Below are 26,262 nucleotides of genomic sequence, written 5' to 3' on the forward strand. Positions count from 1 at the left end.
GGAAAAGGACAAGCAAGCATGAGCGACAACAGCCTGCGCCTGGTGTGGATCTACCCGGACCTGCTGAGCACGTACGGCGACCAGGGCAACGCCCTCGTCGTCGAGCGCCGGGCCCGTCAGCGCGGTCTCGACGTGCACCGTGTCGACGTACGCAGCGACCAGGCGATCCCCACTTCGGGCGACATCTACCTGATCGGCGGCGGCGAGGACCGGCCGCAGCGCCTCGCGGCCGAGCGGCTGCGCCGCGACGGCGGTCTGGAGCGTGCGGTCAGCAACGGCGCGATCGTCTTCTCGGTCTGCGCCGGATACCAGATCCTCGGCCACGAGTTCATCAACGACCTCGGCGAGCGCGAGCAGGGCCTCGGGCTGCTCGACGTGGTCAGCACGCGCGGCGAGGGCGAGCGGTGCGTCGGTGACGTCCTCGGGGACATCGACGACCGGCTGGGCCTGCCGCAGCTGACCGGGTTCGAGAACCACCAGGGCATCACCCATCTGGGCCCGACGGCGCGGCCGTTCGCGCGGGTGCAGATCGGCAAGGGCAACGGAACCGGTGACGGCACGGAGGGCGCGTACAACGACACCGTCTTCGGTACGTACATGCACGGTCCCGTGCTCGCCCGCAACCCCCTCATCGCGGACCTGCTGCTGAAGCTGGCCCTCGATGTGAACGCGCTGCCGCCCACCGACGACCGGTGGTACGAGGCGCTGCGCGCCGAGCGCATCGCGTCCGCGACGCAGCCTGCCTGACGGCCGGCCGACGTCCAGCAGTCGGACTGCCGGTTCGGCCCCGTCACTCTGCGCGAGTAGGGTGACGGGGATCCAACCGGACGACGTGGTCCGGTCTCCGGCCCACGTTGCAAAGGTATTCCGGGCATGCGCATTGGTGTACTCACTTCCGGCGGCGACTGCCCCGGCCTGAACGCCGTCATCCGTTCCGTCGTGCACCGCGCCGTCGTCGATCACGGCGACGAGGTCATCGGCTTCCACGACGGGTGGAGGGGTCTGCTGGAATGCGACTACCGCAAGCTCGACCTTGACGCGGTAGGCGGCATCCTGGCCCGTGGCGGCACGATTCTCGGCTCTTCCAGGGTCCAGCCCGCGCATCTGCGCGACGGCGTCGAGAAGGCCCGCGGCCACGTCGCGGAGCTCGGGCTCGACGCGATCATCCCGATCGGCGGCGAAGGCACGCTGAAGGCGGCGAATCTGCTGTCCGAGGCGGGGCTGCCGATCGTCGGCGTACCGAAGACCATCGACAACGACATCGCCTCGACCGACGTCACCTTCGGGTTCGACACGGCGGTCGGGGTCGCGACCGAGGCCCTCGACCGGCTCAAGACCACCGCCGAATCACACCAGCGCGTGCTGATCGTCGAGGTCATGGGGCGGCACACCGGCTGGATCGCGCTGCACTCCGGAATGGCGGCCGGCGCGCACGCCATCGTCGTACCCGAGCGGCCCTTCGACATCGGTGAGCTGACCGAGCTGGTCGGCAAGCGCTTCTCGGCGGGCAAGCGGTTCGCGATCGTCGTGGTCGCCGAGGGCGCCAAGCCGCGCGAGGGCTCCATGGAGTTCGACGTGGGCGGCAAGGACATGTACGGGCACGAGCGCTTCGCGGGCGTCGCCAGGCAGCTGTCCATCGAGCTGGAGGAGCGCCTCGGCAAGGAGGCCCGCCCCGTCATCCTCGGGCACGTCCAGCGTGGCGGCACTCCGACGGCGTACGACCGCGTCCTCGCCACTCGCTTCGGCTGGCACGCGGTGGAGGCGGCGCACCGGGGTGAGTTCGGGATGATGACGGCGCTGCGCGGCACGGACATCGTGATGGTTCCGCTGGCCGAGGCCGTGGAGACGCTCAAGACGGTGCCCACCGAGCGGTACGCCGAGGCCGAGTGCGTGCTCTGATCAACTTGCTGCGGGTCTGAACTACTGCCCCCGGCCGCGGACGCGGCCGGGGGCAGTTCTAGTCTGTAGCGGACAACCGGCACGAATTGGGTCGCCCCCACGGGAGTACGCAGATGGATCACAGCGGGCACGGCAGCGGCATGAACATGGATCTGCCGCCGTTCACGCTGGGACGGGGGCTGGAGTTCTCCCCCGACCTCTTCTTCCTGGTGGGGTGCCTGCTGGCGCTCGCCCTGTACGGGTGGGGCGTGGTGCGCCTGCGCCGGCGCGGCGACGCCTGGCCGGTCGGCCGGGCGGTTTTCTTCGTCATCGGCGTGCTGAGCGTGGCGCTCGTGATGTGCACCAAGCTCAACGACTACGGCATGGTCATGTTCAGCGTGCACATGGTGCAGCACATGGTCATCAGCATGCTCTCGCCGATCCTCCTGCTGCTCGGCGCTCCGGTGACGCTGGCGCTGCGCGCGCTGCCGGTGGCCGGGCGCGGGAACGGCAAGGGGCCGCGCGAGGTGCTGCTGATGCTGCTGCACAGCCGCTACATGAAGATCGTCACGCACCCGGCGTTCACGATCCCGCTGTTCATCGCGAGCCTGTACGGGCTCTACTTCACGCCCATTTTCGACTTCCTGATGGAGAGCAAGCCGGGCCACCTCGGCATGATGGTCCACTTCCTCGCCGTCGGCCTGGTCTTCTTCTGGCCCATCATGGGCATCGATCCGGGGCCGCACCGTCCGGGTTATGTGATGCGGATGCTGGAGCTGTTCGCCGGTATGCCGTTCCACGCGTTCTTCGGCATCGCGCTGATGATGGCGACCCAGCCGATGATCGGTACGTACACGAACCCGCCCGCGTCGCTGGGCATCGACGCGCTGAGCGACCAGCACGCGGCGGGCGGCATCGCCTGGGCGTTCTCGGAGATCCCGTCGGTGCTGGTGCTGGTCGCGCTGGTCTTCCAGTGGTACCGCTCCGAGCAGCGGGTCGCGCGGCGCTCGGACCGGGCGGCGGACCGCGACGGCGACCAGGAGCTGGCGGCGTACAACGCCTATCTCGCCTCGCTCCAGGCGCGCGGGCGCTAGCCGGCCGGTAACGTCGGCACAGTAGCGCGGGAGCCCTTCAGGGGTGACGATGGCCCTCCATCAGAAGGAGGGGGTGCGCATGCCCGGTTCTGCTAAGTCGATGGGGGTGCTCACCGTCGGGACGCTGATAGTCATCTCGGCGTACACGGCGGCACTCGGCAGCAATGGCTGGCTGTGGTTCGGCTGGGTCGTGCTCGGACTGGTCACGGTCGGAATGGCCGCGTCGCGCAGCCGGTGAGGAGCTGACAGCCGGAGCAGTCGCTGAAACGAAACCTCACTGCGCGACGCACGCACGAACGCCGCGTGGTCAGAAGCGGAAGACCGGCCCGGTCGCGGTCTCGAGCACGCACGCGTTCGGGTAGGTCTTGTGCCATGCCATCGGTACGCCGCGCCAGCTGCCGGAGGCGCTGACGGTCACCGGCTCGTACTGCTTGGTGCACGCCCGCGGGTTCCCGGGCAGCGTGTCGAAGTCACCCTTCGCCTTGTCGAGCGCCGCGCACGCGCCCGTGGCGTCCGGGTGGGGCCCTGAGGGGCCGGGAGCGCACTGCAGCAGGACGCCCCGGATCCAGGTGCTTCCCGCTCCGGAAACGGTGAGGAAGAGGCCGCTGGGCTGCTTCCGGTCATCCGTGTCGGCCGCCGCCCGGGCCGGCACGGCCGCAGCGGCGAGGGCGAGCAGGGCGACTGCGGTGACGGTGGCTTTGGAGCGCATCCGGACCTCCTGGGGCGGCGACGGGTTGCCTGGCGGCTGAGTGTCGGGGAGAGCCAGGCCACCTCCCGCCACGGCCACGGGCAAGCGACCGCGCCGCCCTTGTCCCACGCATGAGTACGCGCACTGCTCCGTACGGCGCAGACGGGTCTCGCGGGAGCGGTTCAGACGTCACTCCCGCAGGGCGTCCAGGCCCGCGGCCAGCCCCTCGGGGCCGCCGCGGGCGGCCATCGCGACGGCGGTGGCCCGCAGCCGTGGCAGTTCCGCCGCCGGCATGCGGTGCAGACCCAGCCGGAAGGCCGGGTCCGGTTCGCCCGGCTCGTCGTCCATGGCGCGCAGCTCGACCAGGAGGTAGCCGAGCAGCCAGGCGGTGAAGGTCCGGTGGATGTCCACGGCGGTGCGCTCGCCGAGCCCCGCGTCGTACAGCAGCGCCAGGACGCGTTCGTCGCCGCGCAGTACGGCAAGGGGCCGGCGGGCCAGCGGCGTGGACAGCATGCGGGTGGCCAGCAGGGGCACGACGTGCGGGTGGCGCAGGGCGACGCGGTGGGTGGCGAGCGCGAAGCGGCGCAGTTCGCGGCGCCACTGCGCCGGGTCGGGCGTGGCCGCGGGTTCCTGGTTCAGTTCCTGGTGCAGTTCCTGCCAGAAGGCCTCGACCAGCCCGTCCAGCAACGCGTCCTTGCTCGGGACGTAGCGGTACAGCGCCATCGCCTCGACACCCAGCTCGGCGCCCAGTTTGCGCATGCTCAGGGCGGACAGGCCGTCGCGGTCGACCACTTCCAGTGCCATGGCCAGCACGCGTTCCCTGGTGAGCCGTCCGTAACGCCCCCGGTCGCCCGCGCGTCGCCCGCCGCCGTCCCCCGCGTCTTTCGGCATGACCGTCCTCCGCGCTCGTCCAGTGGATGCTGATGATCTCGCCGCCGGTCACCGCGACATCGGATAACGACAGTCGCACAGTCGGACATATACGGAGTAAACGTACATAAGCAGCGTACAGCGTTGCACCAGGAGCGTCTGCCATGACGCACAGCGAGCCGGTGAATGGGGCGCTCTCGGACCGAACGCTCGGACGCGAGAGAGCGAAGCCTGTGACCCACCGTTGACTGTCCTTCTCACCGGAGGCGCCGGCTTCATCGGCAGTCATGCCTGCGTCGAGCTGCTCGACCACGGCTACGAACTGATCGTCGTCGACAACTACCCCAACAGCACCCCGCAGGTCTTCGCTTGCGTGGAAAGGATCGCCGGCGGTTCGTCGGCGCCGTGTACGAACTGGACATCCGTGATCGACGCGCCCTGTCGGCCGTCTTCGACCGCCACTCTGTGGACGCCGTCGTGCACTTTGCCGCGCACAAGGCCGTGAGCCCGTCGATACGGATGCCCATCGAGTACTACGACACCAACGTCGGCGGCACCACCTCCCTGCTGCGGGCGATGCACGAACACGGAGTGCACCAGCTGGTGTTCTCCTCGACCGCCTCCATCTACGGAGACGCCGGGCACGGGCCGCTGAACGAGGCCACGCCCGCCCGCCCGGCCAATCCGTACGCGGCCTCCAAGTGGCTCTGCGAACAGATCCTGGCCGATGTGTGCCACCGGCACCCGGAGTTCACCGTGCTCGCGCTGCGGTACTTCAACCCGGCCGGCGCCCACCCCAGCGGTCTGCTCGGCGAGGGCCCCACCGGAACTCGTGACCATCTGATGCCCTGCCTGGCTCAGGTGGCCATCGGCCGGCAGCACCGGCTCCGCGTCTTCGGCGACGACTACGCCACCCCGGACGGAACCGCGATCCGCGACTACATCCACGTCATGGACACGGTCGACGCGCACCGCGTCGCGCGCTGGACCACCTGGCCGACAGCCGGGGCATGCACACGTACAACCTGGGTCTCGGGAAGGGCCGTTCGGTCCTCGAAGTCGTCTCCGCCTTCAGCGCGGCGTGCGGCGCGCTCGTTCCGTACGACATCGCGCCCCGGCGCCCCGGCGATGTGCCCGAACAAGTCGCCGACGCGTCGGCCGTGGAGCACGCCGCATGCATGGCCGGCCTCGGCCACGAGGTGCTGGGCACCGACGTCGACGCCGAACGGATCGCCGCCCTGTCAGCGGCCAGGACGTCCCTGCGCGAGCCCGGCCTGCACGAACTTCTCGCCAGGAGCGTCGCATCGGGCCGGCTGCGCTTTTCCACCTCCCCCGCCGAAGCCGCCTCGTTCGCGAGGACACACTGCTCCCGCCGACGCCGAGGCCCGGTACGCCGAAGCGGCCCTGCGCGCGGTGTACGCCCCCATGGTTACGTCGTCCTCGTCGTCGGCGCGACAAGCGTCTACATAATGCTGCCGCCGACCTGTACGCCGCTGTAGGCAGCCATCGGTCTCGCGGGTGTGGCAGCCGTACTCATCGGTGTACGCATCAACCGGCCGGCGCACCGCTGGCCGTGGTGGGTGCTCGCCGCCGCGCTGCTCGCGTTCGCGGCGGGAGACACGTACTACAACGTGATGGAGGAGTACTTCCAGGCGTCCAACCCGTTCCCCTCACCGGCGGACGCCTGCTATCTGGCGACGTATCCCCTGTTCGCCACAGGGCTGTTGGGGCTGGTCAGGTACCGCTGGGTGGGCCGTGACCTGCCGAGCCTGCTGGACGCGCTGATCTTCACCGCCGGACTCGCCCTGCCCGTCTGGGTTTTCCTGGTGCAGCCCCTCGCGCGTGTCGAGGGCCTGACGTGGGTGCAGCGTGCCATCAGCATCGCCTACCCCCTCGGTGACGTGCTGGTACTGGCCCTGCTGGTGTGGCTGTTGACCCCGGGTTCGCTGTCCGGACGCAACCGTTCCGTGCAGTTGCTCGTCCTCGGCACGCTCACGCTGCTCGGATTCGACATCGCGTACGGGATCCTCCAGCTCAACGGGTTGTGGCAGACCGGCACCCTGCTGGACACCGGCTGGGTCGTCTTCTACACGGCGTGGGGACTGGCGGCGCTGCATCCGTCCATGCTGGAGCTGACCGCGCGGGCCCATCAGCCGCAGTCCCTGCTTCCGCCGCCAACGCGGCTCGTGCTGCTGTCCGCCGCCGTGCTGATCGCGCCCGGGATCCTGCTGTACGAAGGGCTGCGGGGCAATCCCCATGACGCGGCCGTGATCGCCGCCTTCTCCGGCACCCTGGTCCTGCTGGTCATCCTCCGTCTCACGGGGATGGTCGTGGCGCACCGCAAGGCGGTGGCCCGTGAGGTGGCCCTGAGAACAGCGGCCGCCTCACTGGTGTCGGCCACCAAGCCGCAGGAGATCGCGCGGGCCTGCGACGCCGCGGTCACCACACTCTTCGGACCCGGGGTCCGGCACGCGAGCATGCTGCTGTCGGCCGGCCTCGGCGACAACGGGCACAGGGGGTCCGAGCCGTCGCCCTCCGGCCCCGGCGACTGGCGGGACGCCCGGACGGGCCGGACGCCGCAGGCCTGGCCGGTCACCCTCGGCCTGCGCCGCACCCACCTGGTGGCGGTCCGGGACCTCGGTTCCGGGACAGCAGCCGGCCTGGCGCATCTGCCGACCGCCCTGGTGTGCCCCATGATCCAGCCCGACCGGCCGGCCGGGGGCGAGGTGCCGGGCGTCCTGCTGGCGGTCGGTCCCCGGAAACACCTCGCGGAGATGCGCGGTTCCTTGGAGACCCTGGCCTCCCACGCGGGTCTCGCGATGGAACGCATCGCGCTCCGTCAGGAGATCATCCGGCGGGAGAGCGAGGCGTACTTCCGCACGCTGGTGCGCAACGCCGCGGACGTCATCCTCAACGTCGACGACGACACCGTCCGTTACGCGAGTCCTTCCGCGAAGGCCGTGTTCGGCGATGTACAGCTGATCGGTGCGGCGTTGCCCGATCTGGTGGACGCGCGGGACCGGGACCGGGCGGACGGCGTCCTGACGGCTCTGCGCGACGGCGACCACCGCATGATCGGCGCCCACGCGATGGCCGCGCAGAAGGAGTCGTCCGGCGTACGGATGGCCGGGATCAACCACTTCAAGGCGGTCGACGACCACCTGTGGCGTGGTTCAGCGCCCGGCGAGGCCGGCTACCGCGAGCTCGCGGCGCGCGGCGTACACACCGTCGTGGACCTTCGGGCGGAGAAGCTGTCCGCCGAGCAGCTGGCCGTACCCCACAAGGCGGGGCTGAACGTCGTCCGCATGCCGATCCGGGACGGACAGACGCCCACCAACGACCAGGTCACCAGCTTCCTCAAGACGGTCAAGTCCTCGGACAGCCCGGTGTTCGTCCACTGCGGCGCCGGCGTCGGGCGTACCGGCTCCATCGCCGCCGCGTATGTCGTGAACACCGGTGAAGCGACCTCGAAGCAGGCCGCGCTGCGCAACCTCGCCGTGGGTCCGCCCTCGATCGAGCAGGCGTGGTACGCGCTCTCCTCCGGGCGTGACGAGAGGAGCCAGCCGCCGGCCGCCGTCGAGGCTTTCAGCCGTATCTTCGACGCCCCCCGCCGGATCATGGCTTCACTCTGACAGACCAGCACTTCCCAGGATTGTCGACCTTCATGACACCGCATCAGTCAGAACTGATGCGGTGTCATTTTCGGATGCGCGCTGCCCAAAACTGATGCCCGCCACCGGCCAGGCACGGTTACGCGGGACGACAGCTGCCCATACACTGACGGTCCCCCCGCGATACCCAGTGACCTGGCAGTACGCAGCCCTGGAGCCGATCCGGCGGAACGAGGAGCAGCCTCATGTTCTATTACGTGCTCAAGTACGTCCTTCTGGGGCCTCTGCTGAGACTGCTCTTCCGGCCCCGGATCGAAGGGCTTGAGCACATCCCCGACGAGGGCGCCGCGATCGTGGCGGGCAATCACCTGTCGTTCTCCGACCACTTCCTGATGCCCGCCATCATCAGACGGCGCATCACCTTCCTCGCCAAGGCGGAGTACTTCACGGGCCCCGGCCTCAAGGGCCGGCTGACCGCCGCGTTCTTCCGCAGCGCCGGTCAGATCCCCGTCGACCGGTCCGGCAAGGAGGCGGGGAAGGCCGCGATCCGTGAGGGGCTCGGCGTACTGAGCAAGGGTGAGCTGCTGGGCATCTACCCGGAAGGCACCCGCTCGCACGACGGCCGGCTCTACAAGGGCAAGGTTGGTGTGGCGGCGATGGCCCTCAAGGCGAAGGTGCCCGTCGTGCCGTGCGCGATGGTGGGTACGTTCGAGATCCAGCCGCCGGGACAGGTTTTGCCCCGCATCAGGCGCGTCACCATCCGGTTCGGTGAGCCGCTGGACTTCTCGCGCTACGCGGGCCTGGAGAACGAGAAGGCGGCGCTCCGCGCGGTCACCGACGAGATCATGTACGCGATCCTCGGGCTGTCCGGGCAGGAGTACGTCGACCGGTACGCGGCCGAGGTCAAGGCGGAGCAGGCGAAGAAGTTCCCGCGGCTCATGCGCTGACGGCGGATCAGCGGACGGCGAACGTTTCCCCAGCGTCGCCTCCCCCGCGCATAGCGTCCTTCGTATGACCAAGGGAAGCGCATTCGTCATCGGAGCTACAGGACAGATCGGGCGGGCTGCCGTACGGGCGCTCGCCGAGGACGGCTGGGACGTGACCGCCGCATCGCGCGGCGGCGGCCGCGCCGAGACCTGGCCGCAGGAGGTACGGCCGGCAGCGGTCGACCGGGAGGACGACGCGGCGCTGGCCTCCGCGCTCGGCGACGGCTGCGACGTACTGGTCGACATGGTCGCGTTCGAAGAGCGTCACGCGCGACAGCTGACGGGGCTCGCGGACCGCGTCGGTTCCGCGGTCGTCATCTCCAGTGGCGCCGTCTACGAGGACGCCAAGGGCCGCAGCTTCGACACCCAGGACGAGCCCGACGGGTTCCCCCAGTACCCGGTGCCGGTCCGCGAGAGCCTGGCCACCGTGGCGCCGGGTGACGCGACGTACGGGACCAGGAAGGTCGCGATCGAACGGCACCTGCTGGCCGCCGCCGACCGGCTGCCGACCACGCTGCTGCGCGCCGGCGCGGTCCACGGACCGTACTGCCGGACTCCGCGCGAGATTCACTTCGTCAAGCGGGCGCTGGACGGCCGGCCGGTCAGGATCCTGGCGTACGGCGGACTCAGCCAGTTCCACCCGGTGCACGTCTCCAACGTCGGGGAGCTGATCCGGCTGGCGGCGGCGCGGCCCGGCGCGCGGGTGCTCAACGCCGGTGATCCAGAGGTGCCGACGGTCGCGGAGATCAGTACGGCGATCGACGCGGTCATGGGGGTGCGGAGCGAGCTGGTGCTGGTGGACGGGCCGCCGCCGCGGGACGGCCTCGGGGAGACGCCCTGGGGGCCCGACCGCCCGATCGTCTACGACATGTCGGCCGCGGAGCGGGAGCTGGGATACCGGCCGGTGACGACGTACACCGAGTCGCTGCCCGCCACCGTGGACTGGCTCGCGGACCAGTTGCGCGAACGGGACTGGCGGGAGGCGTTCCCCAAACTGTCGCAGAGGTACGGGCCAGGCGACGGCCCCTTCGACTACGCGGCGGAGGACGCCTGGCTCGCCGGCGCCCGGTAGACGCGACGAGGGGGCGGCCGGGATTTTCCCCGCCGCCCCCTCACCCGTTCGGACCGTTATGGCTTCGGTGTGGCGTGCGGGGCGCACGTCACGTCGTGGCTGTCGGTCTTTCCGGTGAGCAGGTACGTGTCGACCCGGTCGTTGACGCAGGGGTTCGCGATCCCGGTGACACCGTGCGAGCCGGCGTCCTTCTCCGTGATCAGGCGCGAGCCCTTGAAGCGCTTGTGCAGCTCGACGGCGCCCTCGTACGGAGTGGCGGCGTCACGCTCGGCCTGCACGATCAGCACCTTCGGCAGCCCCTTGCCGGACTTCACGTTCAGCGGGGTCTGCTGCTTGGACGACCAGGTGGCGCAGGGCAGGTTCATCCAGGCGTTGGCCCACGTCATGAACGGGTGGTCCTGGTGCAGCCTGGTGTTGTCCCGGTCCCACGTCTTCCAGTTGGTGGGCCACTTGGCGTCCGCGCACTCGACGGCCGTGTAGACGGCGTTGCCGTTCTCGGAGGCCGCGTTGCCCGCGGTGTTCGACATGTCCGGCGCGATCTCGTCGACGAGCGCCTTCGTGTCACCCGCGACGTACTTGCTCCAGATCTCGGCGGTGTGCGCCCAGGCGGAGTCGTAGTACGGCGCGCTCTGGAAGAAGCCGACGAGCTCGGCCGGGCCGACGACGCCGCCGATCGGGCTCTGCTTGGCGGTGGCGCGCAGCTTCACCCACTGCTGCTCGACCTTCTCGGGGGTGTCCCCGAGGTGGTACGTCGCGTCGTTCTTGGCGACCCACTGCTTCCAGTCGTCCCAGCGCATCTGGAAGGCGACGTCCTGGTCCAGGTTGGCCTGGTACCAGATCTTCTCCTTCGAGGGGTTGACCACGCTGTCGACGACCATGCGGCGGACGTGGCCCGGGAACAGCGTTCCGTAGACCGCGCCCAGGTACGTGCCGTACGACACGCCGAGGAAGTTCAGCTTCTTCTCACCGAGCGCGGCGCGGACGACGTCCAGGTCGCGTGCGGTGTTCGGCGTGGTCATGTGCGGCAGCAGCCAGCCGCTGCGCTCCTGGCAGCCGTCCGCGTACTCGGCGGCCAGCTTGCGCTGGGCGAGCTTGTCGGCCTCGCTGTCGGGCACCGGGTCGAGCTTCGGCGCCTTGACGAACTCCTCGGGTTCGACGCAGGAGATGGGCGAGGAGTGCCCGACACCGCGCGGGTCGAAGCCCACGAAGTCGTACGCCTTCGAGGTCTTGGCCCACAGGGGGTTCTTCGTGGCGATCCGGCGCGGGAACTTCATGCCCGAGCCGCCGGGGCCGCCCGGGTTGTAGAGGAGAGCGCCCTGCCGGTCCTCCTTGGAGCCGGTGTTGCCGATGCGGTCGACGGCGATCTTGATCTTTTGGCCGTTCGGCTTGGCGTAGTCGACCGGGACGGTGACCCAGCCGCACTGGATGGGCTTCTCGATGCCCCAGTCGGCCGGGCAGTCGCGCCAGTCGATGCCCGTCTTCGCCGCACGGTCGGCGGCGATCTGCACCCCGCGCGCCTCGGACGTGCTGGTGCTGCGGCCCTCGGCGCCGGCGGCCGGCGCTGCCATCGCGCCGGCCATCAAGGTGCCCGCTATGAGAGTGCCGGCGGAGCCGAGCGCTGCTGTACGCCTCAAGTGGTGCCTCCCCCTGTGAGTGTTGTGCCGTACGTGACGTACGTGACGACAGTGGTCATTAGTCAGATCATGTACGGGCGCATCCTGTCGCCTGAAAGGGGCCGGGCAACAGGCTGTACTCGTGTTCTTTACCAATCCCATAACCGGAGAGCCGTGTCCCGCTGAGCGGTGCACATGGCGGTCACCCAAATGTCTGAAGTGCCCCGTCCAGTACGCGCCGCAGCCGCAGCGCGTCGACCGCCACCGCCGTGACCAGCACGGCGGGCCCGGCGAGCGGGGTGAGGACCGCACTGTCGCCCAGAAGAGTGGTTTCTTCCGGTTTATGCTCAAAGTCTGGGTTTACGACGATGAGTTGGCCGGTCGCCCGGTGCCCACCGAGCACCGCTCCCCCGTCCCAGCCGCCGGGCGCCCCCGGACCGTACGACAGTTCCTGGTCAAGCAGCGGGCGGCCGGCCCGGAACACGGTGAGCCGGGTGGTGAGCGTGCCGGACTCCTCGCCGTACCGGCCGAGAATCTGCTCTTCGCGCAGGACCAGACGGGCGGATGCGGCGAGCTCGACGCGGGTGGTCATGCGAAGGTCGCTCCCGCGGGCCGAGACGATCGGTTCCGGCAGCCAGCGCAGGTGCGCGTCGGCTCCGGCCGTCAGCCGTACGTCGTAGCGGGCGTGCCCGCCGCCTCGGCCGGGCAGGGCCACCGTGGCCGCGGCCGAGTCCACGGCGAGCGCGGCGCCGTCGCGTACCTCTGCCTCGACGGCCAGCCGGTCACCGCCCAGCGGTGCGCTCATCGCGCCGACGACGGTGACACGGGCGTACGCACCGGTCGCACGCGTACGGCGCAGGGCGAGCGGCCCGTCGCTCTCCAGGACGGGCAGGCGGGTGCCGCCCCGGCCGTCGGGGACGGCGCGGATCCTGGCAGTCGCCGCGATGCCCGCCGGCGCCACGGTGGTCATGCGGACCAGGCGGCGAGCTGTGCGCGGACCCAGTCGGCCACCGGCTTCACGCCGTTTGCTGAGGTCAACGAGGTGAAGGTGACAGGCAGTTCACCGCGCTGCGCCTCGGCGTCGCGCGCCATGCGGCCGAGGTCGGAGCCTACGTACGGCGCGAGGTCGGTCTTGTTGACGACCAGCAGATCGGCTGTCGTGACGCCCGGTCCGCCCTTGCGCGGGATGTCGTCACCGCCCGCCACGTCGATGACGAAGACCTGCGCGTCGACGAGGCCTCTGGAGAAGGTCGCGGTGAGGTTGTCGCCGCCCGACTCGACCAGGATCAGGTCGAGCGGCCCGACCGCGTCCTCCAGGTCCTCGACCGCTTCGAGGTTGGCGGAGATGTCGTCACGGATGGCGGTGTGGGGGCAGGCGCCGGTCTCGACGGCCTGGATGCGCTCGGGCGGCAGAACGGCGTTACGGAGCAGGAATTCGGCGTCCTCGCGCGTGTAGATGTCGTTGGTGACGACGGCGATGGACAGCTCGTCGCGCAGTTCGCGGCACAGGGCGGCGACGGTCGCGGTCTTGCCGGAGCCGACCGGGCCGCCGAGTCCGATGCGCAGGGCGCGCTTCGTACCGTCGGGGCGGGCGGCGTCGGCGCTGACGGCCATGGCCCTGTCGTGACTGTGGTCGAGGTGCATGGTGTGCGGCTCCTAAGCGGTGTGCGGTGTTACGAGGCGAAGAGGCGTACGGGCCAGGCCGCGTGCGCCTCCGCCGTGATGTCGAGCAGCGGTGCGGAAGCGGCGGGCAGCGCGCCGGTGCCTTCTTCGCGTGCGCGGTGGGCCGCTTCGGCGGCGCGCCGCGCGACCTGGTCGAGTTCGGGTGCGAGGCGGGCGAGGACGGCGGTGGCCTCGAAGGGGTCCAGGCCGAGGAGGCGTACCACCGCGGTGGCGGGCCCGCCGACGGTCTCGTACGCGACGCAGTGTGCGGCGTCCTCCGGTCCGAGCCCGGCCGCGCGGGCGGTGACGCCGAGCACGACGGGCTGGTGCGCGCCGCGCGGGCGGGCGGCGGCCAGCGCGTCGAGCGCGTCGCACGGCCAGGTGGCGCGGGCGGCGCGCATGAGCTGCCGGCCGAGCTTGCGCGCCGTCGCCCGCAGGGCGGGTGACGGCGTACGGGCGTCGGCGGCCTCGTCCAGTTCGAGCGCGTCCACGCCGAGGGCCGCGGCGGCGGCGAGCGCCGCCGAGGTGAGGCCGGTGGTGTGCAGGCGGCCCCGACAGAAGGCGGCGAGGTCCGCGGCGTCACGGATACGCCCCGCCTTGACGGCCGCTTCGGCGCCACCGGAGTGGGCGTGGCCACCGGCGGGGAACCGCCCGTCCGCGAGGACGAGAAGGGCGGCCCGTGATCCGTGCGCCGGGTACTGGCCGCGAGTGTCAGCGGCGGAAACGTCCATGTCAGAAGAGGAAGTAGCGCTGGGCCATGGGCAGCTCGGCCGCCGGCGCCGGTTCGACCGCGTCGCCGTCGATCGTCACCGTGAAGGTGTCCGGGTCGACCTCGACGCGCGGAAGGGTGTCGTTCTCGCGCATGTCGGCCTTGGTGACCCGCCGGGTGTTCTTGATGGGTACGAACCGCTTGCCGAGCCCGAGGCGTTCGGGCAGCCCGTCCTCGATCGCCGCCTGGGCCACGAAGTTGAAGGAGTTGGCGGCGGGGGCCCTGCCGAGCGCCCCGAACATCGGCCGTGGCATCACCGGCTGCGGGGTCGGGATGGAGGCGTTGGCGTCCCCCATCTGCGCGTACGCGATCTGTCCGCCCTTGATGACGAGCTGCGGCTTGACGCCGAAGAAGGCGGGCTCCCACAGCACGAGGTCGGCGAGCTTCCCGCTCTCGACCGAGCCGATCTCGTGGTCGAGGCCCTGCGCGACGGCCGGGTTGATCGTGTACTTGGCGACATAGCGACGTGCGCGGTGGTTGTCGGCGCGGCCGTCACCCGGCAGCGCGCCCCGGCGCTTCTTCATGACGTGCGCGGTCTGCCAGGTGCGCAGCGCGACCTCACCGATGCGGCCCATCGCCTGCGAGTCGGAGGAGATGATCGAGATCGCGCCGAGGTCGTGCAGGATGTCCTCGGCCGCGATGGTGGAGGGCCGGATCCGGGACTCGGCGAAGGCCAGGTCTTCCGGCACGGCCGGGTTGAGGTGGTGGCAGACCATCAGCATGTCGAGGTGTTCGTCGATGGTGTTGACGGTGTGCGGCCGGGTCGGGTTGGTGGAGCTGGGCAGGACGTACGGCTCGGAGACGACCGTGATGATGTCCGGCGCGTGCCCGCCGCCCGCTCCCTCGGTGTGGTACGCGTGGATCGTACGCCCGGCGATGGCGGCGAGGGTGTCGCCGACGAACCCGGCCTCGTTCAGCGTGTCGGTGTGGATGGCGAGCTGAGCACCCGTCTCCTCGCACACGCCCAGGCAGGTGTCGATGACGGCGGGCGTCGCGCCCCAGTCCTCGTGGATCTTGAACCCGAGTGCGCCGCCGCGCAGCTGGGCGTGCATCGCCTCGCGGGACATCGTGTTGCCCTTGCCGAGCAGTCCGATGTTGACGGGGTAGTGCTCCAGCGCCTCGAACATCCGGGCCAGGTGCCACCCGCCGGGCGTGACCGTGGTCGCCTTGGTGCCCTCGGCGGGTCCGGTGCCGCCGCCGACGAGTGTGGTGATGCCGCAGGAGAGCGCCTGGTCGACGACGGTCGGCGAGATGAAGTGGACGTGCGCGTCGATGGTGCCGGCGGTGAGGATCTTGCCGTTGCCCGCGATGATCTCGGTCTCGGGGCCGATGACGAGGTCGGGGTGTACGCCGTCCATGGTGTCGGGGTTGCCGGCCTTGCCGATGCCGGTGATCCGCCCGTCCCGCAGGCCGATGTCGGCCTTGACGATGCCCCAGTGGTCGAGGATCACCGCGCCCGTGATGACGGTGTCGGGAGCCCCCTCGGCACGGGTCGTACGCGCCTGGCCCATGGACTCCCGGATGACCTTGCCGCCGCCGAACACCGCCTCGTCGCCGGCGCGTCCCGGGCCGCCGCAGCGGTCCTCCTCGATCTCGATGAGCAGGTCCGTGTCGGCGAGGCGGATGCGGTCGCCGGTGGTGGGGCCGAACAGGTCGGCGTACACGGGGCGCAGGAGCTCAGGCATCGAGGGCACCTCCGGTGGTCCCACGCAGACCGGCGACGATGCGCCGGCCGCCGATGGGGACGAGTTCGACGTCGACGGGGATGCCGGGCTCGAAGCGCACGGCGGTGCCCGCGGCGATGTTCAGCCGCAGGCCGCGGGCGGCGGCGCGGTCGAAGTCGAGGCCGGGGTTGGCCTCGGCGAAGTGGTAGTGGGAGCCGACCTGGACGGGCCGGTCGGCCGCGTTGAGGACGGTGAGGCGGGTGACGGGCAGGCCCTCGTTGAGGGGGACCGGCTCGTCGGCGTACAGGACTTCTCCGGGAATCATCGGCAGCCGTCTCCCCGTCAGGCGATCGGTTCGTGGACGGTGACGAGCTTGGTGCCGTCCGGGAAGGTCGCCTCGACCTGTACGTCGTGGATCATCTCGGGGATGCCCTCCATGACGTCGTCACGGGTGAGCACCTTGCGGCCCGACGACATGAGCTCGGCGACACTGCGGCCGTCGCGGGCGCCTTCGAGGATGTGGGAGGTGATGAGGGCGATCGATTCGGGGTGGTTGAGTCTCACGCCGCGCGCACGGCGCTTCTCCGCCACGTCGGCCGCCACATGGATGAGCAGTCTTTCCTGCTCGTGCGGGGTCAGTTGCACGCGTCCCACCTCACAGTCCTCGTACCGGACCGCCCGGTCCGGCTGCCACGGCTACCGCGACGGACATAGATGTATCACGCATCTAGCAGGTGGGATTCCGGCACCCCTCCTGCGACTCCCTGTCCGTTCCGGCGCCTGGTGCGGCAGGCTAGTTGCGCGGGGTTTCGGACGCGTTAACTGAGATTTCGCCGAGTTGACGGCGTCATCGAGGTCAGCGCGCGGCGTCCGTCCCCGGACAGCGCTTGCCGGTCCGCATGCCTCGACAGTCCCGCCCCGGCACCGCGCACGTTGCCGCGCCCGCCGCGCGATGCGGAGGACATGGAAGCTGTTACGGGCCAAAATCATCCGTTCGCCGTATACGGCGCCTGCGCCTCCCCGTCGGCTGACGGCAGCGCAAGGCCGGCCGTGCGTCCCGGCCGCAGCGGACGGGACGCACGGCCTTCGTACGCGCTTTTCAGATGCCGGGGTCAGCTGCCAGGGGCTTCGCCGCGGTGTTCGGCGGCGATGCCGAAGCGGCGGCGTTCGCCCGGAGCGGACGACGTCGAGCCGATCGTCGAGACGGAACTGATCACCGACTCCTCGGCCACCTCCTGCTCACCCTCAAGTCGTTCCAGGTCAGCGGCCGAAACCAGCGCGACCAGCGGCTTCCCGTGCCGGGTCACGACCACCCTTTCGCCGCCGTAGACGACGCGGTTGATCAGCTCGGCTAGCTCTGCCCGGGCTTGCGTCACCGGAATCTCGTAGGCCATGCTCCCCATAGTACGAGCTGTACGTCCTGTACATTTTTTACAGAGCCCGCGGAGGCACCGCATGTACCGACCGATCCCGCACAGCGCCCGCTACGTACTGCCCGAGTTCACGGAGCGCACCAGCACCGGGAGCCGCACCCTCGATCCGTACTCGAAGCTGCTGGAGGAGCGGATCGTCTTCCTCGGGACGGCCGTCGACGACACCGCGGCCAATGACGTGATGGCGCAGTTCATGCATCTCGAACACGCCGCCCCCGACCGGGACATCTCGCTCTACATCAACTCCCCCGGCGGCTCGCACACCGCCATGTCCGCGATCTACGACACGATCCAGTTCGTCGCATGCGACGTCGAGACGATCTGCCTGGGCCAGGCCGCTTCCTCGGCCGCGCTGCTGCTCGCGGCCGGCACACCCGGCAAGCGCCTCGCGCTGCCCGGCGCCCGGGTGCTGCTCAGTCAGCCCTCCATCGCCGAGCCCGTGCACGGCCAGCCCTCCGACCTGGAGGTCGAGGCACGGGAGTTGCAGCGCATGCGGGAAACGCTCACCCAACTCCTCGCGCGGCACACCGGGCAGAGCGTGGAGCGGGTCGACGACGACATCGAGCGCGACAAGGTGTTCACGGCCGAAGCGGCGGCGGCGTACGGCCTGGTGGACCATGTCGTGCCCAGCCGCAAGGCCACGCTCGTCTCGTCCGCGGCGAGGTGAATCCGCGCATGCTGCCGCCCGAACTGCCGCCGCTGCCCGCACTGACCCGCGCGGAATGCGATGTCGTCGACCGCTACCTCGAAGTGCTCGACCTGGTGGGGCGTATCAATCCCGCGCACGGCGCCGACACCTACAGCGCGCTGCGGGCGGCCCAGACGCTCGCCGGGAAGGCCGCCGGCCTGCGGGACGCGCTGGCCCTGATGCACGAGCGGGGTGAGACGCGCCTGCACGCCGCCACGCTCGCGCGGGCTTTGCGGGTGCTCGACGGAGAGCGGCGGGCGGGCCGTGTCACCCTCCCGCCCGCGTCCGCGAGTTGAGGCACGCGCGGCCGCCTACCCCATTGGCGTACGAGAAGGGCTCATCCAAACGGGGTAGGAAATACCTGAACAGCGGTACGGCCCAACTTGCGCAACACGCCTACGCGCGGGGCGGAATGATCCGTTCCAGTGCTGGTACAGCGGTCGCCAGGCCCCTGCGCCCGGATCCGGAAATGCCCCTGTCCACCCGAACGGGTCATCGGTGAGCAGCCTCACAAAACGCCGTTTCGGCTCGGAAATCCGGTGGTTCATGAGTCAAGATCCCTGGGACGACAAGCCCCCGCCACCGCGGCGGGGCGGTCCGGGCGGACGCTGAGTCCTGCCGCCGCTTCGGATGACTGGTCGACAGGAGTGCATCGGCAGGAGTGGAGGACCCAGGCAGTACGGGGTGACCGGAGACGGTCGTCCCTCGGGGTGAAGCCGCAGTACGCGGCCGGGCATCTTCGCCTGTCCGAACCCGACAGGTCATCCTTCACAGGCGGCTGACGAAGGGTTGCGCATGACCGCGCACAGGAATATTCCGACCGTACTGTCCCGGGCCGGAGCCGCTTCGGCTCTCACCCTCGCCGCGATCGGCGGCACGATGCTGGCGCCGGGGGCCGTCCCCGAGGCCCACGCCACATCGCTCTCCGCGAAGGCGCTGAACGTCGCCGCGTCGAAGAAGGGGGCCCCGTACAAGTACGGGGCGACGGGCCCGAGCCGGTTCGACTGCTCAGGGCTGACGCTCTATTCGTACAAGAAGGCCGGCAAGACCCTGCCGCGCACCGCCCAGTCCCAGTACAACAAGACCCGGCACATCTCCGCCTCCAGTCGGCAGCGCGGTGACCTGGTCTTCTTCCACTCCGGGGGCAGCGTGTACCACGTGGGTATCTACGCGGGCAGCGGCAAGATCTGGCACTCCCCCAAGTCGGGAGCCGTGGTGAGGCTGGAGAAGATCTGGTCCAAGAGCGTGCGGTACGGCCGGGTGCGCTGAATATTCCGAGGCGACTGTCGGTCCTGGGCGGTACGTTCGCCGCCATGACCTTCACAAATCCGGTACGTCACATCACCTTCGACGCCCACGCCCCGTACGCCGTCGCCGAGTTCTGGTCTCATCTGACCGGCTACAAGCTGCTGGACGAACCGGGCGACGACGAGGTTCTGATCGATCCGGAGCAACCCAATGTGCCCGGGCTTCTGTTCATCCGGGTCCCCGAAGGAAAAACCGTCAAGAACCGCGTCCACCTCGACATCCAGCCGCCGCACGGCACGCGGGATGCCGAGGTGGAGCGGCTCGCCGCGCTCGGTGCGCGGATCGTCAGCGACCGGCGCGTCGAGGACGGCCGCGGCTGGGTGGTCATGGCCGACCCCGAGGGCAACGAATTCTGCGTGGAGCGCGGCGCGGAGGAGATACGGCCCGCCTGAGTGCGGCCGCCCGCCTGAGTCACCTGGCCGCCACCAAGGGGCCTGCCAGGAGGAACACCCCGAGCACGGCGAGCGCGGCCCCGCTGACCCCTTCCACGGCACGGGCCGCGCCCGGCCGCCGCAGCCACCCGCCGAGCCCGTCCACCAGCAGCGCCACGGCGGGGAACCACAGCAGCGCGAGTACGACGACGATCGTGGCGAGCAGCAGCGTCCTGGGCAGCGGCTGCTGGTCCGCCGGCACGAACTGGGGCAGCAGGCTGAGGAAGAGCACCGGCGCCTTGGGGTTGAGCGCGTTGGTGAGGAAGCCCTCGCGCAGACTGCGGCCCGTGCCCCGGGCCGCGGCCGCCTCCGTCCCGTTCTCGTGCTGCGGCGCCGGGCGGCGCACCGCGGACCGCAGGGCCCGGCAGCCCAGGTAGAGGATGTAGGCGCCGCCGAGCAGTTGAATCGCGCGGAAGAGCGCCGGTACGGCGACGAGCAGCGCCGCGAGCCCGGCCACGGCGAGCGCCGTGTGGACCAGCAGCCCGCCCGCGACCCCTACCGCGCACGCGACCCCGTCCCGGCGTGACGCCAGTGCGTTGCGTACGACGACGGTGAAATCAGCGCCGGGCATGGCGACCATGCCCGCGGCGACGCCCGTGAAGGCGACCAGTTGTGCGTCCATGCCCGCAAGCCTGGCCGCTTCTGGCCTTTAGCATGTACTTGCGATCTTCTAGGTCTGCCTAAAGGAAAGCTTAAGGAGCCGCCCGATGTACGACCCGACACGGCTGGCGGCGCTCGTGGCGGTCGCCGAGGCCGGTTCGATCACCCGGGCCGCCGCGCGCCTCGGCTACACCGCGCCCGCTCTGTCCCAGCAGCTCGCCAAGCTGGAGCGTGAGGCGGGCGCCGCCCTGCTGGTACGCCACCACCGCGGGGCCCGTCTGACGGCCGCGGGTGAACTGCTGGCGGCGCGGGCCCGGCGCGTACTCGACGAGATGGACCAGGCGCGGCACGAACTCGCGCGGCTCGCGGGGCTGTCCGGCGGTCGTCTGCGCGTCGGTACGTTCACCACGGCCGGGATCCATCTGCTGCCGCCCGTGCTCAGTGCGTTCCGCCGCGCCCATCCCGATGTGGAGCTCGCGGTCGCCGACTACGAGCCGCCGGACGGCGTCTCGGCGGTGGCCTCGGGCGCGGTCGACCTGGCGCTGACCCATGCGTACGAACCGGCGTCACCGGTGCCCATGCCCTCCGGCGTGGCGGCGGAGCCACTGCTGGACGAGGAGCTCGTACTGGTGACGGCGCCCGGGCACGCGCTCTCCGGCGGGTCGGGGCGGCTGCCGGTGGGCGAGCTCGCGGGGCAGCCGCTGATCAGCAGTGCGCCGTCGCATCCTGCCCGGCAGGGCGTGGAGGCGGCGCTGGCCGCGGCGGGGGCGACTCCGGCGGTGGTGTGCGAGTCGCCGGGTTACGCCTTGGTGTGCGCGCTGGTCAGCGCGGGGCTCGGGGTGGCCGTGGTGCCCGAGATGGTCGCCGCGATGGCGATGACCCCCTTGGGCGTACGGGCGCTGGAGCCGGCCGGGCTGCGACGTACGATCTCGGTGGTGCACCGGCCCAGCGGGGCGAGCCCGGCGGCGGACACGCTGCGCGCGCTGCTGCGCGGCGCCTTCGGCCGGGCTTCCGCGGCGTGATCCGGGGCGGTCGTACCGCTGGGGACGCGGCCCTACTGCTGCACTGGCTGCTGGACCGGCTGCTGGATGGGGACGGGCTGCTGGACGGGGACGGTCCAGGGCAGCTCGATCCACACGGTCTTGCCGCCCTCCTCGGTGGGCCGGACGGAGACCCGCCCACCGCACTCGGCGGTCAGCCAGCGGATGATCACTATGCCGCGCCCGTTGTCCTGCTGGACGGCCGCGGGAAGCCGTTTCGGCCAGCGGGGGTGGCTGTCCGTGACGCCGATGCGAAGCTGCTCGTCCCGCTCCAGCCGCACGTCCACGGTGAACGTGGGCGACTGCCCGAAGGTGTGCTGAACGGCATTGGTGGCCAGTTCCGAAACGATCAGCCGTACGGTATCGGCGGCGTCGGATCCCGGGGGCATGCCCCACTCGCCGAGAATCTCCGCGACATATCTCCTCGCCGCGGAGACCGAGGCTGGCTCGCTCGGCAGAGTGACGGATACTTCCTGGTGGTCTGCCATGGCGACGCTGTCCCTTTCCCACCGGGGCCGGACTCCGACTCGTAGCGGATGAACTTCGAGGACGGCCTCGGATTGTGCTCGGCGCCAGAGTGCCACTCGTGGTGCCGCGATAGGGGGTGATCCCCCAAGATGTGCACATATCTGTCGCTCAAAGCGGTGAACTCTGCTACGCGAGACCGTATTCGGGCGCGTACCCGTGCATCCTCGCCCGTTGGAGGGAGGAGGAAATGCGGCACAGGCCCGGCGGTACGTCGGCGCAAGCTCGGCGAGGCTGCGGAGACTTCGCGACGGGGCGCAGCGGCGCCGTGAAGCCGTCCGACGTGACCCGGTTGCCCAACTCAGGGACCTGGTCGACGCGTTGACCGTACCGTCGCCCACAAGGGCGGCAACCACTGCGACGGACGCGCTCGGCGCGGGGAGTTGACGCGAGCGAGTGTCAGAACGCGGCGGTGGGTGCGGTCCGCACGACCGTGGCCACCGCTTCCTCGATCCGCTGGTCGGTCAGGTCAGCCCGCGCGGTCAGCCTGAGCCGGGAGATACCGTCCGGCACCGAAGGCGGACGGAAACAGCCCACCACCAGACCGGCCGCCCGGCAGTCGGCGGCCCACCGCACCGCCGCCTCCGGCGAGGGCGCCAGAACCGACACCACGGCGGCGTCCGGACGTACGGCGGACAGGCCCGCGTCCGTCAGGCCCCGGTGCAGCGACACCGCGACGGTACGGGCCCGCGCCGCCAGCCCCGGTTCGCGGCGCAGCAGCCGTACGCTCGCCAGCGCGGCGCCCGCGGCAGCCGGCGCCAGACCGGTGTCGAAGATGAACGTACGGGCCGTGTTGACCAGGTGGTCGATGACGCGGGCCGGGCCGAGGACCGCTCCGCCCTGGCTGCCCAGGGACTTGGAGAGCGTGAGGGTGGCGACCACGCCGTCCGTACCCGCCAGGCCCGCCGCGTTCAGCGCTCCCCTGCCTCCGCTGCCGAGGACTCCGAGCCCGTGCGCGTCGTCGACGAGGAGGGCGGCTCCGTACGCACGGCAGGCGGCCGCCAGTTCGTAGAGCGGCGCGGCGTCGCCGTCCACCGAGAAGACGGAGTCGGTGACCGCGAGGGCGCGGCCGTCGTGCGCTTCGAGGGTCTTGCGTACGGCCGCGGGGTCGGCGTGCGGCACGACCGCGGTGGTGGCGCGCGAGAGCCGGCAGCCGTCGACGATCGAGGCGTGGTTGAGGGCGTCGGAGACGATCAGCGAACCGTGGCCGCCGAGCGCGGTGAGGGCGGCAAGGTTGGCGGCGTAACCGGAGGAGAGAACGAGCGCCGCCTCAAACCCGCAGAAATCGGCCAATTCCCGCTCAAGTTCGGCGTGCAGCCGGGTGCTGCCGGTGACGAGCCGCGAGCCAGTGGCGCCGGCGCCCCAGCGGCGGGCGGCCTCGGCGGCGGCGGAGGTGACCTCCGGGCGGCGGGTGAGACCGAGGTAGTCGTTGCTCGCGAGGTCGAGCAGGGGGGACTCGGCGGGGCGCGGGCGCAGGGTCCTGACGAGTCCGGACCTGGCGCGCAGCGCCGCCTGTTCGTCGATCCAGCCGAACGGGTCGAACGGTCCCTGGGGCATGGCGGATTCCCTTGGTAGGCCCTTTTGCAGGCTCGCTTGCGGGCGCTTTTGTAGGCAGCCCACAGACACTAGCCGGGGGCACGCGAGGTCAGGGTGTGGCAATGCCCACACCTCGTGAGGCCGCTCTTGTGCGGTTCCTCCTTGGCCACAGGTGGTGCCGTAGTCCAGGATCGGCTCCATGGACCTGCTGAACACGCTGGTGGAGAAGGGGCTGCGGCGCGAGCTGCCGACCCGCGAAGAAGCGCTCGCCGTGCTGGCGACCTCCGACGACGAGCTGCTCGATGTGGTGGCCGCGGCCGGAAAGGTACGCCGCCAGTGGTTCGGACGGCGGGTGAAACTGAACTATCTCGTCAACCTCAAGTCGGGCCTGTGCCCTGAGGACTGTTCCTACTGCTCGCAGCGGCTCGGCTCGAAGGCCGAGATCCTGAAGTACACCTGGCTGAAGCCCGACGAGGCGTCGAAGGCGGCGGCCGCGGGCGTCGCGGGCGGCGCGAAGCGGGTGTGCCTGGTCGCGAGCGGGCGCGGACCGACGGACAAGGACGTCGACCGCGTCTCGAAGACGATCGAGGCGATCAAGGACCGACACGAGGACGTCGAGGTGTGCGCCTGCCTCGGGCTGTTGTCGGACGGACAGGCGGAGCGGCTGCGGGCGGCGGGTGCGGACGCGTACAACCACAACCTGAACACGTCCGAGGCGACGTACGGCGGCATCACCACCACCCACACCTACGCCGACCGCGTCGAGACGGTCCAGCAGGCGCAGGCCGCGGGCATGTCCGCCTGCTCGGGTCTGATCGCGGGCATGGGCGAGACGGACGCCGACCTGGTGGACGTCGTCTTCGCGCTGCGCGAGCTCGACCCGGACTCGGTGCCGGTGAACTTCCTCATCCCCTTCGAGGGAACGCCGCTGGCCAAGGAGTGGAACCTCACCCCGCAGCGGGCACTGCGCATTCTGGCGATGGTGCGGTTCGTCTGCCCGGACGTGGAGGTACGGCTGGCGGGCGGGCGCGAGGTGCACTTGCGCACCATGCAGCCGCTGGCCCTCCACCTGGTCAACTCCATCTTCCTCGGCGACTACCTCACGAGTGAGGGCCAGGCCGGGCAGGCCGACCTGGAGATGATCGCCGACGCCGGTTTCGAGGTGGAGGGGACAGACACGACGACGTTGCCGGAGCACCGGGGCGGTGGCGGCTGCGCGTCGGCGTGCGGTGAGCCGGCGGCATGCGGTGAGCCGGCGGCCGGAGAGGAGACCCCGGAGATTCCGGCCGCCCGTACGGACCTGGTGGCGGTACGCCGACGGGGCGCCGGGACGGACGTCGCGCCCAATGCCTGACCCGCTCTCCCCCGCCGACCTGCTCAAGCTCGACCGCGACCACGTCTGGCATCCGTACGGTCCGATGCCCGGCCGGGCGGAGCCGCTGCTGGTGGAGTCCGCGTCCGGCGTACGGCTGCGACTCGCTACGCCCGCGCACGGCCAGGACGAGTTGATCGACGGCATGTCGTCCTGGTGGTCGGCCGTCCACGGCTACAACCACCCCGTCCTCAACGAGGCGGCGCGCGGTCAGCTCGACCGGATGAGCCACGTGATGTTCGGCGGGCTCACCCATGAGCCGGCCGTTCGCCTGGCCGCGAAGCTGGTGGAGATCACGCCGGAGCCCCTGCGGCACGTGTTCCTGTCCGACTCCGGTTCGGTGTCGGTCGAGGTCGCGGTGAAGATGTGCCTCCAGTACTGGCGCTCGGTGGGCCGCCCCGGCAAGCAGCGGCTGCTGACCTGGCGCGGCGGCTACCACGGGGACACCTGGCAGCCGATGTCGGTGTGCGACCCCAAGGGCGGGATGCACGAGCTGTGGCAGGGGGCGCTGCCGCGCCAGATCTTCGCGGACGCGCCCCCGGCGTCGTACGACACGTTCGACGCGGCGTACGCCGAGCACCTGCGCGCACTGCTCGCCCGCCACGCGGACGAGCTGGCCGCGGTGATCGTGGAGCCGGTGGTGCAGGGCGCGGGCGGGATGCGCTTCCACTCCCCCGAGTACCTGCGGGTGCTGCGGGAGGCGTGCGACGAGCACGGCGTGCTGCTGGTCTTCGACGAGATCGCGACGGGGTTCGGCCGTACGGGAACACTTTTCGCTTCGGAGCACGCGTCGGTCTCGCCCGATGTGCTGTGTCTGGGCAAGGCGCTGACCGGTGGTTATCTGACGATGGCGGCGACGCTGTGTACGTCCGAGGTGGCCGACGGGATTTCGCGCGGCGAGGTTCCGGTGCTGGCCCACGGCCCGACGTTCATGGGCAACCCGCTGGCGGCCGCGGTGGCCTGCGCCTCGATCGACCTGCTGCTCGGCCAGGACTGGCAGGGCGAGGTCAAGCGCATCGAAACGGGCCTGCGCGAAGGCCTGGCGGAGGTGGCGGGGCTGCCGGGTGTGCGTGACGTACGGGTGCTGGGGGCGATCGGCGTCGTACAGCTGGATCGTGAAGTCGATATGTCGGCGGCGACGGGAGCGGTGGTGCGGGAGGGCGTCTGGCTGCGGCCGTTCCGTGACCTGATCTACACGATGCCGCCGTACGTCACGAACGACACGGACCTGTCCCGCATCTGCGGCGCGGTACGGGCGGCGGCCACGGCAGGCGCGTGAGCGGTTCTTTCCCCTGGCCGCCCCTCCCCGCCATGGGGCTCCGCCCCGGACCCCGACGCCCTCCGGGCGTGTCCTCAAACGCCGGACGGGCTGGATTTTGCTGAGCTGGACAGCTCGGCGAGCTCAGCGAGCCGACTCCGGCA

Annotated in this window: 28 protein-coding genes, 1 pseudogene and 1 riboswitch; of the genes and pseudogenes, 16 read left to right on the top strand and 13 right to left on the bottom strand. The window is 70.7% G+C overall.

Features of this window, described 5'->3' with window-relative positions; genetic code table 11:
- The first annotated feature begins 18 nt into the window (after nucleotides 1–18).
- The 4 genes from J7E96_RS07965 to J7E96_RS07980 all read left to right on the top strand — a co-directional run bounded on the left by J7E96_RS07965 (nucleotide 19) and on the right by J7E96_RS07980 (nucleotide 3,210).
- Nucleotides 19–747: a type 1 glutamine amidotransferase gene (locus J7E96_RS07965; RefSeq protein ID WP_214978378.1), complete on the top strand. Its 729-nt coding sequence runs from the start codon at nucleotides 19–21 to the stop codon at nucleotides 745–747.
- 126 nt (nucleotides 748–873) lie between these two features.
- A complete protein-coding gene (locus J7E96_RS07970) occupies nucleotides 874–1,899 on the top strand; it encodes a 6-phosphofructokinase (protein WP_215128906.1) in 1,026 nt (341 codons plus the stop codon).
- Nucleotides 1,900–2,012: 113 nt separating this feature from the next.
- Nucleotides 2,013–2,972: a cytochrome c oxidase assembly protein gene (locus J7E96_RS07975; RefSeq protein WP_215128908.1), complete on the top strand. Its 960-nt coding sequence runs from the start codon at nucleotides 2,013–2,015 to the stop codon at nucleotides 2,970–2,972.
- Between the two features lie 79 nt (nucleotides 2,973–3,051).
- Entirely contained in the window at nucleotides 3,052–3,210 is a 159-nt protein-coding gene (locus tag J7E96_RS07980) for a hypothetical protein (RefSeq protein WP_215128910.1), read from the top strand.
- Between the two features lie 69 nt (nucleotides 3,211–3,279).
- Here J7E96_RS07980 and J7E96_RS07985 read toward each other — a convergent pair whose 3' ends face one another.
- Together J7E96_RS07985 and J7E96_RS07990 are read right to left on the bottom strand one after the other, a co-directional pair.
- On the bottom strand, nucleotides 3,280–3,681 hold the full coding sequence (locus J7E96_RS07985; RefSeq protein WP_215128912.1) for a subtilase-type protease inhibitor: 402 nt from the start codon (nucleotides 3,679–3,681) through the stop codon (nucleotides 3,280–3,282).
- A gap of 168 nt (nucleotides 3,682–3,849) precedes the next feature.
- Nucleotides 3,850–4,551 carry a TetR/AcrR family transcriptional regulator gene (locus tag J7E96_RS07990; RefSeq protein ID WP_215128914.1) on the bottom strand — a complete coding sequence of 234 codons (702 nt, stop codon included), beginning with the start codon at nucleotides 4,549–4,551 and terminating at the stop codon, nucleotides 3,850–3,852.
- A gap of 223 nt (nucleotides 4,552–4,774) precedes the next feature.
- On the opposite strand from J7E96_RS07990, the pseudogene galE reads away from it, so the two are divergent.
- From galE to J7E96_RS08015, 5 genes and pseudogenes are all read left to right on the top strand, one after another.
- Nucleotides 4,775–5,702: pseudogene (gene galE / locus J7E96_RS07995) on the top strand (UDP-glucose 4-epimerase GalE); the annotation flags it as partial.
- A 6-nt stretch (nucleotides 5,703–5,708) separates the two neighbouring features.
- Complete coding sequence (locus J7E96_RS38405) at nucleotides 5,709–6,029, top strand: hypothetical protein (protein WP_308295886.1); 321 nt, start codon at nucleotides 5,709–5,711, stop codon at nucleotides 6,027–6,029.
- Between the two features lie 21 nt (nucleotides 6,030–6,050).
- Nucleotides 6,051–8,162, top strand: a complete 2,112-nt coding sequence (locus J7E96_RS37155) for a dual specificity protein phosphatase family protein (RefSeq protein ID WP_308295871.1) — start codon at nucleotides 6,051–6,053, stop codon at nucleotides 8,160–8,162.
- A 224-nt stretch (nucleotides 8,163–8,386) separates the two neighbouring features.
- Entirely contained in the window at nucleotides 8,387–9,088 is a 702-nt protein-coding gene (locus J7E96_RS08010) for a 1-acyl-sn-glycerol-3-phosphate acyltransferase (protein WP_215128916.1), read from the top strand.
- 64 nt (nucleotides 9,089–9,152) lie between these two features.
- Entirely contained in the window at nucleotides 9,153–10,199 is a 1,047-nt protein-coding gene (locus J7E96_RS08015; RefSeq protein WP_215128918.1) for an NAD(P)-dependent oxidoreductase, read from the top strand.
- Between the two features lie 56 nt (nucleotides 10,200–10,255).
- Here J7E96_RS08015 and J7E96_RS08020 read toward each other — a convergent pair whose 3' ends face one another.
- The 8 genes from J7E96_RS08020 to J7E96_RS08055 all read right to left on the bottom strand — a co-directional run bounded on the left by J7E96_RS08020 (nucleotide 10,256) and on the right by J7E96_RS08055 (nucleotide 17,301).
- Complete coding sequence (locus J7E96_RS08020; RefSeq protein ID WP_215129241.1) at nucleotides 10,256–11,779, bottom strand: alpha/beta hydrolase; 1,524 nt, start codon at nucleotides 11,777–11,779, stop codon at nucleotides 10,256–10,258.
- Nucleotides 11,780–12,014: 235 nt separating this feature from the next.
- Nucleotides 12,015–12,782, bottom strand: coding sequence for an urease accessory protein UreD (locus tag J7E96_RS08025; RefSeq protein ID WP_215128920.1), 768 nt, complete (start codon nucleotides 12,780–12,782; stop codon nucleotides 12,015–12,017).
- Nucleotides 12,779–13,456 (bottom strand): urease accessory protein UreG, encoded by a 678-nt coding sequence (ureG, locus tag J7E96_RS08030; RefSeq protein WP_215128922.1) that lies wholly within the window; start codon nucleotides 13,454–13,456, stop codon nucleotides 12,779–12,781. The genes J7E96_RS08025 and ureG overlap by 4 nt, the downstream gene beginning before the upstream one ends.
- A gap of 29 nt (nucleotides 13,457–13,485) precedes the next feature.
- Nucleotides 13,486–14,205, bottom strand: coding sequence for an urease accessory protein UreF (locus J7E96_RS08035; RefSeq protein ID WP_215128924.1), 720 nt, complete (start codon nucleotides 14,203–14,205; stop codon nucleotides 13,486–13,488).
- Between the two features lies 1 nt (nucleotide 14,206).
- Nucleotides 14,207–15,928, bottom strand: a complete 1,722-nt coding sequence (locus tag J7E96_RS08040) for an urease subunit alpha (RefSeq protein WP_215128926.1) — start codon at nucleotides 15,926–15,928, stop codon at nucleotides 14,207–14,209.
- On the bottom strand, nucleotides 15,921–16,232 hold the full coding sequence (locus J7E96_RS08045; RefSeq protein WP_215128928.1) for an urease subunit beta: 312 nt from the start codon (nucleotides 16,230–16,232) through the stop codon (nucleotides 15,921–15,923). Before J7E96_RS08045 ends, J7E96_RS08040 begins: the two co-directional genes overlap by 8 nt.
- 17 nt (nucleotides 16,233–16,249) lie before the next feature.
- The gene (locus J7E96_RS08050; RefSeq protein WP_214978352.1) at nucleotides 16,250–16,552 is read right to left on the bottom strand and encodes an urease subunit gamma; all 303 of its coding nucleotides are present in this window, start codon (nucleotides 16,550–16,552) and stop codon (nucleotides 16,250–16,252) included.
- Between the two features lie 467 nt (nucleotides 16,553–17,019).
- Entirely contained in the window at nucleotides 17,020–17,301 is a 282-nt protein-coding gene (locus tag J7E96_RS08055) for a type II toxin-antitoxin system Phd/YefM family antitoxin (protein WP_215128930.1), read from the bottom strand.
- A gap of 61 nt (nucleotides 17,302–17,362) precedes the next feature.
- Between J7E96_RS08055 and J7E96_RS08060 the strand changes: the two genes are divergently transcribed.
- From J7E96_RS08060 to J7E96_RS08075, 4 genes are all read left to right on the top strand, one after another.
- Entirely contained in the window at nucleotides 17,363–18,007 is a 645-nt protein-coding gene (locus tag J7E96_RS08060) for an ATP-dependent Clp protease proteolytic subunit (RefSeq protein ID WP_215128932.1), read from the top strand.
- A gap of 8 nt (nucleotides 18,008–18,015) precedes the next feature.
- Nucleotides 18,016–18,324, top strand: a complete 309-nt coding sequence (locus J7E96_RS08065; protein WP_215128934.1) for a hypothetical protein — start codon at nucleotides 18,016–18,018, stop codon at nucleotides 18,322–18,324.
- Nucleotides 18,325–18,637: 313 nt separating this feature from the next.
- Nucleotides 18,638–18,821, top strand: a riboswitch (cyclic di-AMP (ydaO/yuaA leader).
- A 2-nt stretch (nucleotides 18,822–18,823) separates the two neighbouring features.
- Nucleotides 18,824–19,297: a C40 family peptidase gene (locus J7E96_RS08070; protein WP_215128935.1), complete on the top strand. Its 474-nt coding sequence runs from the start codon at nucleotides 18,824–18,826 to the stop codon at nucleotides 19,295–19,297.
- 44 nt (nucleotides 19,298–19,341) lie between these two features.
- Nucleotides 19,342–19,728 carry a VOC family protein gene (locus J7E96_RS08075; RefSeq protein ID WP_215128937.1) on the top strand — a complete coding sequence of 129 codons (387 nt, stop codon included), beginning with the start codon at nucleotides 19,342–19,344 and terminating at the stop codon, nucleotides 19,726–19,728.
- A gap of 19 nt (nucleotides 19,729–19,747) precedes the next feature.
- Here the strand turns inward: J7E96_RS08075 and J7E96_RS08080 are convergent, their stop codons facing one another.
- Nucleotides 19,748–20,389 (bottom strand): LysE family translocator, encoded by a 642-nt coding sequence (locus J7E96_RS08080; RefSeq protein ID WP_215128939.1) that lies wholly within the window; start codon nucleotides 20,387–20,389, stop codon nucleotides 19,748–19,750.
- Nucleotides 20,390–20,474: 85 nt separating this feature from the next.
- On the opposite strand from J7E96_RS08080, the gene J7E96_RS08085 reads away from it, so the two are divergent.
- Complete coding sequence (locus tag J7E96_RS08085) at nucleotides 20,475–21,389, top strand: LysR family transcriptional regulator (protein WP_215128941.1); 915 nt, start codon at nucleotides 20,475–20,477, stop codon at nucleotides 21,387–21,389.
- A 32-nt stretch (nucleotides 21,390–21,421) separates the two neighbouring features.
- Here J7E96_RS08085 and J7E96_RS08090 read toward each other — a convergent pair whose 3' ends face one another.
- Complete coding sequence (locus J7E96_RS08090) at nucleotides 21,422–21,895, bottom strand: ATP-binding protein (protein WP_215128943.1); 474 nt, start codon at nucleotides 21,893–21,895, stop codon at nucleotides 21,422–21,424.
- 436 nt (nucleotides 21,896–22,331) lie between these two features.
- Nucleotides 22,332–23,489 carry an 8-amino-7-oxononanoate synthase gene (locus J7E96_RS08095; RefSeq protein WP_215128945.1) on the bottom strand — a complete coding sequence of 386 codons (1,158 nt, stop codon included), beginning with the start codon at nucleotides 23,487–23,489 and terminating at the stop codon, nucleotides 22,332–22,334.
- Between the two features lie 178 nt (nucleotides 23,490–23,667).
- Here J7E96_RS08095 and bioB point away from each other — a divergent pair, with 178 nt between their 5' ends.
- Nucleotides 23,668–24,822 (top strand): biotin synthase BioB, encoded by a 1,155-nt coding sequence (bioB, locus tag J7E96_RS08100; RefSeq protein WP_215128947.1) that lies wholly within the window; start codon nucleotides 23,668–23,670, stop codon nucleotides 24,820–24,822.
- A complete protein-coding gene (locus J7E96_RS08105) occupies nucleotides 24,815–26,119 on the top strand; it encodes an adenosylmethionine--8-amino-7-oxononanoate transaminase (RefSeq protein ID WP_215128949.1) in 1,305 nt (434 codons plus the stop codon). The genes bioB and J7E96_RS08105 overlap by 8 nt, the downstream gene beginning before the upstream one ends.
- The last annotated feature ends 143 nt before the right edge of the window (nucleotides 26,120–26,262 follow it).

The sequence above is a fragment of the Streptomyces sp. ISL-96 genome (assembly GCF_018614035.1).
GTDB lineage: Bacteria > Actinomycetota > Actinomycetes > Streptomycetales > Streptomycetaceae > Streptomyces.

Bases quoted from the DNA above. Each gene is read 5' to 3' on its own strand.
- J7E96_RS07965 (WP_214978378.1), top strand. From the start codon at position 19: ATGAGCGACAACAGCCTGCGCCTGGTGTGGATCTACCCGGACCTGCTG.
- J7E96_RS07970 (WP_215128906.1), top strand. From the start codon at position 874: ATGCGCATTGGTGTACTCACTTCCGGCGGCGACTGCCCCGGCCTGAAC.
- J7E96_RS07975 (WP_215128908.1), top strand. From the start codon at position 2,013: ATGGATCACAGCGGGCACGGCAGCGGCATGAACATGGATCTGCCGCCG.
- J7E96_RS07980 (WP_215128910.1), top strand. From the start codon at position 3,052: ATGCCCGGTTCTGCTAAGTCGATGGGGGTGCTCACCGTCGGGACGCTG.
- J7E96_RS07985 (WP_215128912.1), bottom strand. From the start codon at position 3,681: ATGCGCTCCAAAGCCACCGTCACCGCAGTCGCCCTGCTCGCCCTCGCC.
- J7E96_RS07990 (WP_215128914.1), bottom strand. From the start codon at position 4,551: ATGCCGAAAGACGCGGGGGACGGCGGCGGGCGACGCGCGGGCGACCGG.
- J7E96_RS38405 (WP_308295886.1), top strand. From the start codon at position 5,709: ATGGCCGGCCTCGGCCACGAGGTGCTGGGCACCGACGTCGACGCCGAA.
- J7E96_RS08010 (WP_215128916.1), top strand. From the start codon at position 8,387: ATGTTCTATTACGTGCTCAAGTACGTCCTTCTGGGGCCTCTGCTGAGA.
- J7E96_RS08015 (WP_215128918.1), top strand. From the start codon at position 9,153: ATGACCAAGGGAAGCGCATTCGTCATCGGAGCTACAGGACAGATCGGG.
- J7E96_RS08020 (WP_215129241.1), bottom strand. From the start codon at position 11,779: ATGGCCGGCGCGATGGCAGCGCCGGCCGCCGGCGCCGAGGGCCGCAGC.
- J7E96_RS08025 (WP_215128920.1), bottom strand. From the start codon at position 12,782: ATGACCACCGTGGCGCCGGCGGGCATCGCGGCGACTGCCAGGATCCGC.
- ureG (WP_215128922.1), bottom strand. From the start codon at position 13,456: ATGCACCTCGACCACAGTCACGACAGGGCCATGGCCGTCAGCGCCGAC.
- J7E96_RS08035 (WP_215128924.1), bottom strand. From the start codon at position 14,205: ATGGACGTTTCCGCCGCTGACACTCGCGGCCAGTACCCGGCGCACGGA.
- J7E96_RS08040 (WP_215128926.1), bottom strand. From the start codon at position 15,928: ATGCCTGAGCTCCTGCGCCCCGTGTACGCCGACCTGTTCGGCCCCACC.
- J7E96_RS08045 (WP_215128928.1), bottom strand. From the start codon at position 16,232: ATGATTCCCGGAGAAGTCCTGTACGCCGACGAGCCGGTCCCCCTCAAC.
- J7E96_RS08055 (WP_215128930.1), bottom strand. From the start codon at position 17,301: ATGGCCTACGAGATTCCGGTGACGCAAGCCCGGGCAGAGCTAGCCGAG.
- J7E96_RS08060 (WP_215128932.1), top strand. From the start codon at position 17,363: ATGTACCGACCGATCCCGCACAGCGCCCGCTACGTACTGCCCGAGTTC.
- J7E96_RS08065 (WP_215128934.1), top strand. From the start codon at position 18,016: ATGCTGCCGCCCGAACTGCCGCCGCTGCCCGCACTGACCCGCGCGGAA.
- J7E96_RS08070 (WP_215128935.1), top strand. From the start codon at position 18,824: ATGACCGCGCACAGGAATATTCCGACCGTACTGTCCCGGGCCGGAGCC.
- J7E96_RS08075 (WP_215128937.1), top strand. From the start codon at position 19,342: ATGACCTTCACAAATCCGGTACGTCACATCACCTTCGACGCCCACGCC.
- J7E96_RS08080 (WP_215128939.1), bottom strand. From the start codon at position 20,389: ATGGACGCACAACTGGTCGCCTTCACGGGCGTCGCCGCGGGCATGGTC.
- J7E96_RS08085 (WP_215128941.1), top strand. From the start codon at position 20,475: ATGTACGACCCGACACGGCTGGCGGCGCTCGTGGCGGTCGCCGAGGCC.
- J7E96_RS08090 (WP_215128943.1), bottom strand. From the start codon at position 21,895: ATGGCAGACCACCAGGAAGTATCCGTCACTCTGCCGAGCGAGCCAGCC.
- J7E96_RS08095 (WP_215128945.1), bottom strand. From the start codon at position 23,489: ATGCCCCAGGGACCGTTCGACCCGTTCGGCTGGATCGACGAACAGGCG.
- bioB (WP_215128947.1), top strand. From the start codon at position 23,668: ATGGACCTGCTGAACACGCTGGTGGAGAAGGGGCTGCGGCGCGAGCTG.
- J7E96_RS08105 (WP_215128949.1), top strand. From the start codon at position 24,815: ATGCCTGACCCGCTCTCCCCCGCCGACCTGCTCAAGCTCGACCGCGAC.